This window comes from Streptomyces sp. NBC_01092, from assembly GCF_045039535.1.
GTDB lineage: Bacteria > Actinomycetota > Actinomycetes > Streptomycetales > Streptomycetaceae > Streptomyces.
On sequence record NZ_CP108659.1, the window covers coordinates 10408502 to 10420961 of the forward strand.

12 protein-coding genes are annotated in these 12460 nt (G+C 72.4%); 4 read left to right on the forward strand and 8 right to left on the reverse strand.

Features of this window, described 5'->3' with window-relative positions:
• Positions 1-47 precede the first annotated feature (47 nt).
• The 4 genes from OG254_RS46330 to OG254_RS46345 form a co-directional block, all read right to left on the reverse strand.
• Positions 48-1067, reverse strand: coding sequence for an ABC transporter substrate-binding protein (locus tag OG254_RS46330; RefSeq protein WP_405593813.1), 1020 nt, complete (start codon positions 1065-1067; stop codon positions 48-50).
• 28 nt (positions 1068-1095) lie between these two features.
• The gene (locus tag OG254_RS46335; protein ID WP_405593815.1) at positions 1096-1911 is read right to left on the reverse strand and encodes an ABC transporter ATP-binding protein; all 816 of its coding nucleotides are present in this window, start codon (positions 1909-1911) and stop codon (positions 1096-1098) included.
• A 71-nt stretch (positions 1912-1982) separates the two neighbouring features.
• Positions 1983-3035, reverse strand: a complete 1053-nt coding sequence (locus OG254_RS46340; RefSeq protein ID WP_405593817.1) for a FecCD family ABC transporter permease — start codon at positions 3033-3035, stop codon at positions 1983-1985.
• Positions 3032-4024, reverse strand: coding sequence for a FecCD family ABC transporter permease (locus OG254_RS46345; RefSeq protein WP_405595597.1), 993 nt, complete (start codon positions 4022-4024; stop codon positions 3032-3034). Before OG254_RS46345 ends, OG254_RS46340 begins: the two co-directional genes overlap by 4 nt.
• Positions 4025-4230: 206 nt before the next feature.
• Between OG254_RS46345 and OG254_RS46350 the strand changes: the two genes are divergently transcribed.
• Positions 4231-5064, forward strand: coding sequence for a (2Fe-2S)-binding protein (locus OG254_RS46350; RefSeq protein ID WP_405593819.1), 834 nt, complete (start codon positions 4231-4233; stop codon positions 5062-5064).
• Positions 5065-5211: 147 nt separating this feature from the next.
• On the opposite strand, the gene OG254_RS46355 is transcribed toward OG254_RS46350, so the two are convergent.
• Positions 5212-6963: an ABC transporter ATP-binding protein gene (locus OG254_RS46355; RefSeq protein WP_405593822.1), complete on the reverse strand. Its 1752-nt coding sequence runs from the start codon at positions 6961-6963 to the stop codon at positions 5212-5214.
• A gap of 102 nt (positions 6964-7065) precedes the next feature.
• A complete protein-coding gene (locus tag OG254_RS46360; RefSeq protein WP_405593824.1) occupies positions 7066-7644 on the reverse strand; it encodes a rhodanese-like domain-containing protein in 579 nt (192 codons plus the stop codon).
• A gap of 63 nt (positions 7645-7707) precedes the next feature.
• On the opposite strand from OG254_RS46360, the gene OG254_RS46365 reads away from it, so the two are divergent.
• Positions 7708-7995 (forward strand): metal-sensitive transcriptional regulator, encoded by a 288-nt coding sequence (locus tag OG254_RS46365; RefSeq protein ID WP_351200519.1) that lies wholly within the window; start codon positions 7708-7710, stop codon positions 7993-7995.
• A gap of 18 nt (positions 7996-8013) precedes the next feature.
• Here the strand turns inward: OG254_RS46365 and OG254_RS46370 are convergent, their stop codons facing one another.
• Together OG254_RS46370 and OG254_RS46375 are read right to left on the reverse strand one after the other, a co-directional pair.
• Positions 8014-8763, reverse strand: coding sequence for a sulfite exporter TauE/SafE family protein (locus tag OG254_RS46370; RefSeq protein ID WP_405593827.1), 750 nt, complete (start codon positions 8761-8763; stop codon positions 8014-8016).
• Between the two features lie 51 nt (positions 8764-8814).
• Positions 8815-10512 carry a rhodanese-like domain-containing protein gene (locus OG254_RS46375; protein WP_405593829.1) on the reverse strand — a complete coding sequence of 566 codons (1698 nt, stop codon included), beginning with the start codon at positions 10510-10512 and terminating at the stop codon, positions 8815-8817.
• A 217-nt stretch (positions 10513-10729) separates the two neighbouring features.
• On the opposite strand from OG254_RS46375, the gene OG254_RS46380 reads away from it, so the two are divergent.
• Both OG254_RS46380 and OG254_RS46385 read left to right on the forward strand, forming a co-directional pair.
• Positions 10730-11818, forward strand: coding sequence for an S-(hydroxymethyl)mycothiol dehydrogenase (locus OG254_RS46380; RefSeq protein ID WP_405593831.1), 1089 nt, complete (start codon positions 10730-10732; stop codon positions 11816-11818).
• On the forward strand, positions 11818-12447 hold the full coding sequence (locus OG254_RS46385) for an MBL fold metallo-hydrolase (protein ID WP_405593834.1): 630 nt from the start codon (positions 11818-11820) through the stop codon (positions 12445-12447). The genes OG254_RS46380 and OG254_RS46385 overlap by 1 nt, the downstream gene beginning before the upstream one ends.
• Positions 12448-12460: the final 13 nt, after the last annotated feature.

A 12460-nucleotide genomic window follows, 5' to 3' on the forward strand; every position in this document is an offset into this window, starting at 1 on the left:
GCTGCCGGGCCGGTAAGGCACGGCCCGCCCCGAAAGGTCAGCGGCGGTTACTTCGCGGGGAGCTTCACGCCGGTGGCCTTGGCCACGTCCTTGAGCATCTCCTCGGCGGCCTGGACGCCGATGCCGGACATCCACGTCTCGTCCGGGACTTCGAAGACATGGCCGTCCTTCACGGCCGGGAGGTCCTTCCAGACGGGGTTGGACACGACCTGCTGCTTCTGGGTCTTGTCCTCGGCGTCGGCCGCGGTGACGAAGATCAGGTCGGCGTCGGCCTGGTCGATCTGCTCCGGGCTGACGTCCTTCATCGTGACCTCCGGGTCGCTGGAGATCTGCGACTTCGGGCGCTGGAGGCCGATGTCGTTCAGGACGACACCGCTGTAGGAGTTGGACTGGTAGAGGCGGGTCGGACCTGCGATGAAGCGGACCACGGACACGGTCGGCAGAGTGCCGCCATCCTTCTTCCCGATGGCCGCCCCGAGCGCCTCGGCCTGCGTCTCGTACTCCTTGAGCTTGGCCGTGGCCTCCTTCTCCAGGCCCAGCGCCTCGGCGTGGACCTTGAGGTTCTCCTTCCAGACACCGCCGGTGGTCTCGGTGAACACGGTCGGGGCGATCGCGCTGAGCTTGTCGTAGACCTTCTCGTGCCGGACCTTGGAGGACAGGATCAGATCGGGCTTCAGGGACGCGATCTTCTCCAGGTTCGGCTCCAGGAGCGGGCCGACGTCGACGGTGTCCTTCAATTCGCCGTCCAGGTAGGCCGGGAAGCCTCCGGAGGTCTTGAAGTGCGGGGCGACCGCGCCGACCGGGTCGATGCCGAGCAGGGTGACGTCGTCCAGCTCACCGGTGTCGAGCACGACGACCCGCTCCGGCCGCGAGGGGATCTTGACGTCGCCCATCACAGTCTTCAGGGTGCGGGGGAAGGCGGAGCTGTCGCCGGCGGCCTTCGCCGTGTCGGTCTCCTTGGCGGAGTCCTCGTTGCCGCAGGCGGCCAGCACGGCCGTACCGAGTACGACGGCGAGCGGCACGGCGATCAGCCGGCCGATTCCGCGCAGGGGGGATCGCTTGAACATGGGGGGTCCTTCTGTGAGTGGGGAGTGCTCAGGCGGTCGCGGCCGGATGCCGCACCGCGCTGCCTTTGGGGACGACCAGCGGGGTGCCGGTCTCCGGGTCGGGGATCACCCGGCAGTCCACGTCGAACACGGACTTGACGAGCTCCGCGTCGAGTACGTCGGCCGGGGCGCCGGCCGCGGCCAGGCGCCCTTCCTTGAGGACCACCATGTGGTCCGCGTAGCGGGCGGCCTGTCCGAGGTCGTGCAGCACCATCACCACGGTGCGGCCCGCCTCGGCGTGCAGGGCGGCCACCAGGTCGAGGACGTCGAGCTGGTGCCGCAGATCGAGGAAGGTGGTGGGCTCGTCGAGCAGGAGCAGCTCGGTGTCCTGGGCCAACGCCAGCGCGATCCAGGCGCGTTGCCGCTGACCGCCGGACAGCTGGTCGACCGGGTGGTCGCGCAGCGATGCGGTGCCGGTGCGCTCCAGGGCCTCGTCCACCGCCTTCTGGTCGGCGGCCGACCAGGGGCTCAGCAGCCGCTGGTGCGGATACCGGCCGAGCCGCACCAGGGCCTCGACGGTGATCGCCTCCGGAGTGACCGGCTGTTGCGGCAGCAGACCCATGCGCAGGGCCAGTGCCCGCGCGGACATGCGGTGGATGTCGGCGCCGTCGAGCGTGACCGTCCCGGCGGCCGGGGCGAGCAGTCGGCTCAGGCCCCGCAACAGGGTCGACTTGCCGCAGGCGTTGGGGCCGACGATCGCGGTGACCGCGCCGCCGGGCAGCGTCAGATCGAGACCGCCGACCACGGTCCGGTCGCCGTAGCGCAGGTCGAGGCCCTGGGTGGAGAGCTGGTTGGCGGTGGTCATGTGCGACTCCTGCGGACCGGTGGGGGGTTCGGTGGGTGCGCCGGAAATCCGGGGTTGCTCGCGTACGCCGGTCATCCGCGGCTCCTCTGCACAGGCGAGCTCTGACGGAGCATCAGCACCAGCAGCCAGGGCGCGCCGAGCGTGGCCGTGACCGCGCCGACGGGCAGTCCCTCGATCGGCAGCAGGTGCTGTACCACCAGGTCGGAGGCGAGCAGCAGCACCGCCCCCGTGAGCCCGGCCAGCGCCAGGGAGGCGGCGGTCGGCGGTCCGGTCACGAACCGGACGATGTGCGGCACGGCGAGTGCCACGAACGTCACGGGCCCGGCGAGAGCCGCCGCCAGGGAGGCCAATGCGACGGCGACCACGAGCAGTTGAAGTCGTGCCGAGGAGGTCCGCAGGCCGAGTGCGCCCGCCGAGTCGTCGCCCAGGTCGAGCACGGCCAGCCGCCGGTGCATGACCAGTGCGGCGGCGAGGGCGAGCAGCATGGCTCCGCCCGCTCCCCACACCTCGGTCCACGTCCGCCCGTACACCGAGCCGGTGGTCCACTGGAGCGCCGATCCGGCGAGCTCGGCCGGGAAGCGCACGATCATCAGGTTCACGGCGGCGGCGAGGCCCGCCTGCACGGCGAGCCCGGTGAGCACCAGCCGGGTGACCGCGAGCCCGGAGCCCCAGGCGAACACGCCCAGCAGCAGGGCCGCGAGCAGCCCGCCGCCCAGCGCCCCGAGGGGGATCAGCGTCTGCGAGGCCCCGGCCGCGATCAGGGCGACCGCGCCCAGCGAGGCCCCGCCGGTCACGCCCATGACGTCGGGGGACGCCAGCGGATTGCGGAACAGCCGCTGCAGGACACAGCCCGCCGCGCCGAGCCCCGCACCGGCGACGATCGCCGCGACCGACCGCGGCGCCCGGAACTGCTGCACCACCAGCACATCCCCCGGATCGCCGAGCCCGACCAGCGCCCGCAGCGCCGTGCCGGCGGGCATCGGCATCTCACCCGTCGTCAGGGACACGGTGAGCAGCATGAAGAGCGCAGCCGCACCGGTCGTGGCGAACAGCAGGACGCGGCGCCGGACCCGGGCACGGGACGCGGACTTCGTCCGCACGTCGGAGACGACCGCGGCGCTCATCGGGCCACCCTCCGCGCGAGCAGCGCCAGCAGGGGTGCGCCCAGGAACGCGGTCACGATGCCGACCTCCAGCTCCGAGGGGCGGATCACCAACCGGCCGAGCACATCGGCCGCGAGCAGCAGCAAGGGGCCGGCGATCAGACAGCCGGGGACCAGCAGCCGGTGGTCGCCGCCGAGCAGGGGCCGTACGAGATGGGGTGCGGCGAGCCCGATGAAGGCGATCGGGCCGGCCACCGCGACCGCCGACCCGGCGAGCAGGACGACCGCGATGCCGCCCGCGAGCCTGATCCGGGCCACCGGAACACCGAGCGCCTGGGCCGAATCGTCGCCCAGGGCAAGGGCGTTGAGGGCGGGGGAGACGGCCAGCGCGACGACCAGGCCGAGCAGCAGGGTCGGCAGGACCGGCCACAGGACGTCGAGGGTGCGTCCGGAGAGGGAACCCGCGAGCCAGAAGCGGGCCTCGTCCAGGGTGCGCTGGTTCATCAGCATCACGGCCGACGTCCAGGACAGCAGCACGAGTTGGAGCACGGTGCCGCCAAGTGCCAGCCGTACGGCGTCGATGTCCCCGGCGCGGCGGGCCAGTGTCTGGGCGAAGAGGGCGGCGCCGGCAGCGCCGGCGAACGCGAACCACACGTACTGGGCGGGGCTGTTGAGCCCCAGCGCGAAGATGGCGACGACGACCGCGAAACCCGCGCCCGCGTTGATGCCGAGCGTCGTCGGCGAGGCGAGCGGATTGCGGGTGATGCCCTGGGCGACGGCCCCGGCGACCCCGAGTGCGGCGCCGACGGCGAGCCCGATGACGGTTCTCGGCAGGCGCAGCCCGGTCACCACCAGGGCTTCGCGTCCGTGAGCGTTGCCGAACAGCGCGTCGGCCACCGTGCCCAGCGGCACGGAGCGGGCTCCGAGTGCGAGGCTCAGCGCGGCGCACAGGGCGAGGGCGGCGAGGCCGGTGAGGAAGAGCGGAATGTGCCTGAGGGCACGGAAGGGCACACCGATGGGTGCGCCCCGTTGGGTCGCGGTCACAAGCCGTGAGCTTAGGTTAGGCTTGCTTTAGTTTTCAACTGCTGTGTGATCACTGTGATCTGCGTGACGGTCACTCACCCGCACCTGCCCCACCTGGCGTTCCCTGCTTGATCGCAAGTGTAAGGTAAGCCTTACCTATCCGGCTTTCGTTTGAAACTCGCAGGGGAGCAACGATGTCCGTGGCCCCGACGACACCGTCGACCGGCGCCGTCGCGCACACGCTCGGTGACGTCTACACGCGGCTCACCGGCCTGTGTGAGGTGCTGTCCGTGCGGGTCGCCGAGGATGCGCGGGCGGGGGTGTCCGCGGCGGAACTGGTGAAGGACGAGGCCGTCCTCGACGCCTTCGTGGCCGCGGAGGCGGCTCGAATTCACGATCGCTACGGGGTCGTTCCGCGTCACCACGTCGCCGCCTCGCGTGTCCTGCACGACTACGCCTGGTCGGTCTCGCTGCTGATGAGCGGGCCCTGGTACCTCGAACGCCGGGTGCCGCGGATCCGGCCCGAGGACCTGCGACTGGACCTGGCCACGGCCGAGTTCACGGTGATGCCCGGAAGCGACCTGGCGTGCTTGGCCGACGACCCGGCCGCCACCCTGCCCGGCGTGCTGACGGTCCCTCATGAAGAGGCGCTGCGTGCGGAGTTGCGTACCGCGGTTGCCGATCACATGGGTCCACTGCTGGACGCGATCGGGCCCGTCGCGCGGCGCGGCTCACGCGCTCTGTGGGGCATGGTCGCCGACGACCTGGTCTCCGGCATCTGGTACCTCGGCCGCATGCTGGGCCGGGAGGAGGACGCCGTGGAGGCGGCCGGTGCACTGCTGCCGAAGAGCCTGACCCCCTACCCGGGCGGCGCCGATTTCCGGTACCTGACGACCGACGACGGGCACCGGCATCCGACACGCACCCGCAGGGGCTGCTGCATGTACTACACGATCCGCCCCGACGAGGCATGCGCCACCTGCCCCCGCACCTGCGACGCGGAACGACTTCGCCGCCTTCAGAGTTGAAGGCGACCCATCGGCAGCGCCCCGCCAGGGGCGCGGGGCGTTATCCATGTCCGGCTGCCCCCGCGTGGGCGTGACCACGACCTGGCCGCAGACGACTGACGACCCGTCTGCGGCACTTCCCTGGTCGCGGCCCAACCGGCGGAGCGCTCAGGCCGTCGCCAGGAACTGCGTCGCCGCCAGCTCCGCGTACAGCGGATCGCCCGCCACGAGTTCGCGATGCGTACCCACCGCCCGCACCCGCCCCGCGTCCATCACCACGATCCGGTCCGCCATCGTCACCGTCGACAGCCGATGCGCGACGACCAGCACCGTCGTCGTGCGGGCGACATCGGCGACGGTGTCCCGCAGCGCCGCCTCGTTCACCGCGTCCAGCTGCGACGTGGCCTCGTCGAGGAGCAGCAGCCGCGGACGGCGCAGCAGGGCGCGGGCGATGGCGACACGCTGGCGCTCACCGCCGGACAGCTTGGTGCCGCGATGCCCGACGAGCGTCTCCAGACCGTCGGGCAGCTTCGCGACCAGGCCGTCGAGCCGGGTCGTCTTCAGCACGCGCGTCAGGGCGTCCTCGTCCGCGTCCGGGTTGCCGAGCAGCAGGTTGGTGCGCAGGGAGCCCGACAGCACCGGGGCGTCCTGCTCCACGTACCCGATCGCGGAACGCAGGTGCACCAGCTCCCAGTCCGCCACGTCCCGCCCGTCGAGCGTGATGGTCCCCGCCTCGGGGTCGTAGAACCGCTCGATGAGCGAGAACACCGTGGTCTTGCCCGCGCCCGACGGGCCCACGAAGGCCGTCATGCCCTGCGCGGGCACGGCGAAGGTCACCCCGTGGTGGACGTACGGCAGATCCTCGGCGTACCGGAAGCGCACGTCCTCGAAGGCCAGCGTGGCGGGCTCCGCCCCGGTGGCCGGCAACGGCGCGGGCAGGGCGGCCGGTTCGGCGGGCAGCCGCAGCGCCTCCTGGATCCTCGCGAGCGCCGCGGAACCCGTCTGGTACTGGGTGATCGCGCCGACGACCTCCTGGATCGGCGACATCAGATAGAAGACGTACAGCAGGAACGCGACCAGCGTGCCGATGTCGATGGCCCCGGTGGCCACCCGTGCCCCGCCGACCGCGAGCACCGTGATGAAGGCGATCTGCATCGCGAGCCCGGCCGTGTTGCCCGCCGCCGCCGACCACTTGGCGGCCCGTACGCTCTGCCGCCAGGACTCCTCGGCGGCCTCGTGCAGCGTCTGCTCCTCCCGGTGCTCGGCGCCGGACGCCTTCACCGTGCGCAGCGCGCCGAGGATCCGCTCCAGGGAGGCCCCCATCACGCCGACCGCATCCTGCGCCTGCCGGCTGGCCTTGTTGATGCGCGGCACGATCACGCCGAGGATCGTGCCGGCGCCCAGGATCACCGCGAGCGTGACCGCGAGGAGCACCGGATCCACCAGGCCCATCATCACCACCGTCGCCACGAGGGTGAGCCCGCCCGTGCCGAAACCCACGAGCGAGTCGGTCGTCACCTCGCGCAGCAGCGTGGTGTCCGAGGTGACACGGGCCATGAGATCGCCCGGCTCGCTGCGGTCCACGGCGGTGATGCGCAGCCGCAGCAGATACGACGACAGGGCGCGCCGCGCGCCGAGCACCACCGACTCCGCCGTGCGCCGCAGCACGTACGAACCGAGCGCGCCCAGCGCCGCGTTGGCCACGACCAGCGCCGACATGATCAGCAGTGCGCCGGTTATGGCGCGGTCGTGGGACAGGTCGTCGATCAGCTCCCGTGCGACGAGCGGCAGGAGCAGCCCCGTCGCGCCCGTGACCAGGGAGAGCACGGCGCCCGCGAGCAGGGCCCACCGATGCGGGCGTACATAGCCCAGGAGCAGCCGCCAAGTGGGCGGGGTGGCTTGGGTCTCGGCGATGCTCACGGGGCTCCTCCGGATTCGTACGGAGCCTTCAGGCTACGTCGGCTCCCTCCCGCCGGGCCTGCCGGTTTCCCGCTACGGCACGCCTCGCCACGGCATGTGCGCCTACGCGTGCCGAGCCAGGGCGGCCAGGGTCGCGTCGAGGTCGGCGGGGCGCGGACGGTTGTGCGGCAGCTTCGAGAGCACCGCGGCCATGCCGCAGGTGTTGGTCAGCGCCGAGAAGACCAGGCCGCCCGCGATGCCGGCGGAGAGCAACTGCCAGGCCGGATGCAGCAGTCCGAGTGCCAGGCCGACCAGGACGATCGAGCCCGCCGTGAACCGCACCTGGCGCTCCATGGACCAGGTGCGGCGCGCACCGGACGCGGGACGGTCGAGTTCGTGCCCGCGCTCCGCCCAGCCCTGCGTGCCGCCGGTCAGGGTCGAGGCCGGGATGCCGTGCTCGGCGAGGCGCCGGCAGGCGTTCTCGGAGCGGGCCCCGGAGGCGCAGACGACCAGCAGCTCGCCGGAGCGCCGGGCGAGCGTGGGCAGGGCTCGGCCGAGCTGGTCCAGGGGGATGTTGAGGGCGCCGGGCAGATGTCCGGCGGCGTACTCACCGGGGGTGCGGACGTCGATGACCGTCAGGCCGGGCAGGCGGGTGCGGGCCTCGTCGATGCCGAGGGTGCGCGGGTCGAGGGGCGAGGTCATGCGGAATGAGATCCTTTCGGGGGAGGGGGTAAAATACCCCCAAGGGTATGTAGAGGAGTGATCGTGGAGCTTCAGTTCGAGGGCGATGACCTCAAGTCGGTGCTCAACCGGCTGCGCCGGGCGCAGGGGCAGATCTCCGGCGTGATCAGGATGATCGAGGAAGGCCGCGACTGCGAGGACGTGGTCACCCAGCTCGCCGCGGCCTCGCGCGCCCTGGACCGGGCCGGCTTCGCGATCATCGCTACCGGACTGCAGCAGTGCCTCACCGATGCCGAGGCGGGGCGCGCCAATGGCGAGACGACGGAGCAGATGAAGGCCCGGCTGGAGAAGCTCTTCCTGTCGCTGGCGTAGCCGGCGGCCGTGCGTGGGTCACAGGACGGCGTCCACCAGCATGAGCGCGGCCACCGCCAGCAGGGCGCAGGCGAAGATCTGCCGCAGCCTGTCGCCGGAGACCTTTGCGGCGAGGCGCTTGCCGTCCCACGCGCCGAGCACGGCGGCCGCCGCGAACGGGGCCACGGCGGTCCAGTCGATCCCTGCCTCCGTGCCGGTCCTCGCCACCAGGGCGACAGTCGAGTTGACGGTGATGACCAGCAGGCTGGTCCCCACGGCGGCCCGCATGCGCAGCCCGACGACGTTCACCAGCGCCGGTACGGCGAGAAAGCCTCCGCCCACCCCCAACACGCCGGTCACCGCGCCGAGTCCGGCGCCTGCCCGGACCACCTGCCAGGACCGCACGGGCACGTCCTCGTCCCGAACGGTCGCCGACGGCCGCAGCATGCGCAGGGCGGCCAGCGCGGCGATCACCGCGAACGCCCCGGTGAGCAGCCCGGGTGGCAGCCACCCGGACACGACGCCGCCTGCCGCCGCCGGCACCAGCCCCGCCACCGCGAACAGCGCCCCGCCCCGCCAGCTGACGGTGCCCGCTCGGGCGTGCGCACCGAGCGCGGTGGCGGACGTGACACCGACCACGACCAGGCTCGCGGTGGCCGCGGCGGCCGGGCTGAAACCGAGCAGATAGATCAGCGCCGGCACCGCCAGCACACTGCCGCCCCCACCCAACGCCCCGAGCGCGACCCCGGTGGCGCCACCGGCGAGGAGACCGAGGACCAGGGTGGTCACGAGGGGGCTCCGGTGGTGGGGGAGGGGGTGTGTGATCCTTCGATCGGGACGTCACTCCTCACCGGACGCCCCCGACTCCGTCACCGCAGGGAGCCCCGACTCGGTCACCACCGCAAACCCCGCCTCCGCCCAGGCCCGCATCCCCCCGACCACGTCCACGACCTCGGCGCCGCGTGCCGAGAGCAGGGTCGCCGCCTCGCGGGACCGCTTGCCGGAGCGGCAGATGGCGATGACCGGGCGGGACCGCGCGGACTCGGGGAGGGGCTCGCCGGCGGACAGGGCGGAGAGAGGGGCGAGGACGGCGCCGGGGGCGTGGCCCTCGGCCCACTCCTGTGCCTCGCGGACGTCCACGAGGACCGCGCCCGCGCCCGCCCGCTCCCGCGCCTCGGCCGGCGTGACGCGGGCCATCGGCAGCCCTGCCGCGCGGGCCGAGTCGAAGGAGTCGTCGACGGCGACGACATCGCGTCCCGCCGCGTCGAGAAGCGAGGCGGCGATGGCGGCGCGCATGCCTCCGGCGCAGTGCACCCACACGGTGCCGTCGGGTATCTCGGAGAGCTGGCCGCGCAGTTCGTGCAGCGGGATGTGCACCGCCCCCTTGATGTGTCCGGCGTGGCGCTCGGAGTCGCGCCGTACGTCCAGGGTGACCACGTCGTCCTGTGCGGCGAGGTCGGTGAAGGTGGCCCGGGGGAAGGAGCGCGGGCGCTCGCCCGGTCGTACCCAGTCCGCCGGGGAACCGGTGGCCGCCGCGGCCGGCCGGTCGATGCCGACGCGGACCAGTTCCCGCTGGGCGTCGGCGAGTTGGGCGGGCGTCTCGGCGAGCAGGGTCACCGGCTTGCCCCAGGGCAGCAGCCAGGCCAGGTAGGTGGCCGGCTGCCCGTCCGCCTCGAAGTTGACCGCCCCGGCGACATGGCCCTCGGCGAACGCCACCCGATGGCGCAGGTCCACCACCCACTCCCCGGCGGCCAGCCGCGCCGCGATCTCCTCGGCGTCGGCCCGGCGGGGCGGCGTCAGGTCCACCGGAGCGGGGCCCCGCGCGTTCGCGGGCCCCATGTGCGCGTAGTACGCGGGCACGTCGTCCAGCCCGGCGAGCAGCTCCGCGACGAAGGTGTCGACGTCCTTGACGAGGGCGTCGTTGACCTGCCGCTCATGCCCGATGGTGGTCGCCGCCCCAGCGTCCGCGTGACCGGCCGAACAGAAACTGCCGAAGCCGTGCGTGGGCAGCACCCGCGTCTCGTCCGGCAGCTCGTCCGCCAGCCGGTGCGCCGAGTCGTACTGCGCCCGCGCCAGCCCCCCGGTGAGCCCGGGCTCGACCAGGTCGGGCCGGCCCACGGTGCCGATCAGCAGGGAGCCGCCGGTGAAGACGGCAACCGCGCGTCCCGCCTCCTCCAGCACGTACGACGTGTGGTGCGGGGTGTGCCCGGGAGTGGCCAGGGCGCGCAGCACCAGGTCGTCCTCGATCCGCGTACGGTCCCCGTCGGCGACCGGCACCCGGTCGTAGGCGACCCGCGCCGCGGCCGGCACGAGATAGGCGGCGCCGGTGAGCCTGGCCAGCTCCAGGCCGCCGGTCACGTAGTCGTTGTGGATGTGGGTCTCCACCACATGGGTGATGCGCACACCCAGCCGCGCGGCGGCCGTGATCACCCGGTCGATGTCCCGCGGCGGATCGACCACCACGGCGCTGTGCGCACCGCCCGCCAGATAGCCGCGGTTGCCCAGTCCCGGTACGTCGATGGTGTCGACGAAGTACACGGCAGCACTCCTCTCGTGTCCTGGTGAAGCCCGTGTTCGCCCCGGTGATCGTAATTACCCCCGGGGGTATATGGACCACCGTAGCAAAGTACCCCCGGGGGTATTCGAGGGGAGTGGCCGGAAGGGGATGTGAAGGCCTCCACTCCGTGCCTTTACCGATCAGTCGCGTCTAGGGTCGGGACTGGACGAAGATCCGCCGAGGGAAGGGCTGAGCACCATGGCGCAGGAAGTGCGGGGCGTGATCGCACCGGGCAAGGACGAGGCCGTGCGCGTGGAGACGATCGTCGTGCCGGATCCGGGGCCGGGAGAAGCCGTCGTACGGGTCCAGGCCTGCGGCGTCTGCCACACCGACCTGCACTACAAGCAGGGCGGCATCAGCGACGACTTCCCGTTCCTGCTCGGTCATGAGGCGGCCGGAGTGGTGGAGTCCGTCGGCGACGGTGTCACGGACGTCGAACCCGGCGACTTCGTGATCCTCAACTGGCGTGCCGTGTGCGGGAACTGCCGGGCCTGTCTGCGCGGCCGGCCCTGGTACTGCTTCGCCACCCACAACGCAGGCCAGAAGATGACCCTCGCGGCCACCGGCCAGGAGCTCTCCCCGGCGCTCGGCATCGGCGCCTTCGCGGAGAAGACGCTGGTGGCGGCCGGGCAGTGCACCAAGGTCGACCCGGCCGTGTCCCCGGCCGTCGCCGGGCTGCTGGGCTGCGGGGTGATGGCCGGCATCGGCGCGGCGATCAACACGGGCAACGTGGGCCGCGGCGACAGCGTGGCGGTCATCGGCTGCGGCGGGGTCGGCGACGCGGCCATCGCGGGTTCGAACCTGGCCGGGGCCGCGAAGATCATCGCCGTGGACATCGACGACCGTAAACTGGAGAAGGCCCGCTCGATGGGCGCCACGCACACGATCAACTCCCGCGAGACCGATCCGGTCGAGGCGATCCGTGAGCTGACCGGCGGTTTCGGCGCCGACGTCGTCATCGAGGCGGTCGGCCGCCCGGAGACGTACAAGCAGGCCTTCTACGCCCGCGACCTCGCCGGCACCGTCGTCCTGGTCGGTGTGCCGACCCCGGAGATGAAGCTGGAGCTGCCGCTCCTGGACGTCTTCGGCCGCGGCGGGGCGCTGAAGTCCTCCTGGTACGGCGACTGCCTGCCCTCCCGGGACTTCCCGATGCTGATCGACCTGCATCTGCAAGGCCGACTGGACCTGGGCGCGTTCGTCACCGAGACGATCGCGCTGGACGAGGTGGAGAAGGCGTTCGAGCGGATGCACCAGGGCGACGTCCTGCGCTCGGTGGTGGTGTTCTGATGGCCGCCCGCATCGAACGCCTCGTCACCTCCGGGCAGTTCAGCCTCGACGGCGGCAGCTGGGACGTCGAAAACAACGTGTGGATCGTCGGCGACGACCACGAGGTCATCGTCATCGACGCCGCCCACGACGCCGACGCCATCGCCGAGGCCGTCGGCGACCGGCACCTGACGGCGATCGTGTGCACCCACGCCCACAACGACCACATCGACGCCGCGCCCGCCCTGGCCGACCGCACCGGCGCCACGATCTGGCTGCACCCCGACGACCTGCCGCTGTGGAAGCTGACCCACCCGGACCGCGCCCCCGACGCGCATCTCCTGGACGGCCAGGTCATCGAGGCCGCGGGCGCCGACCTGACCGTCCTGCATACCCCGGGGCACGCGCCGGGCGCGGTGTGCCTGCACGACCCGGGTCTCGGCGTCGTCTTCACCGGCGACACCCTGTTCCAGGGCGGCCCCGGCGCCACCGGCCGCTCCTACTCCCACTTCCCGACGATCGTCGGCTCCATCCGCGACCGGCTGCTCACCCTCCCGCCCGAGACCAAGGTCCTCACCGGCCACGGTGACGCGACCACCATCGGCGCGGAGGCGCCACACCTCCAGGAATGGATCGACCGGGGTCACTGAGGTCGGAACCGGC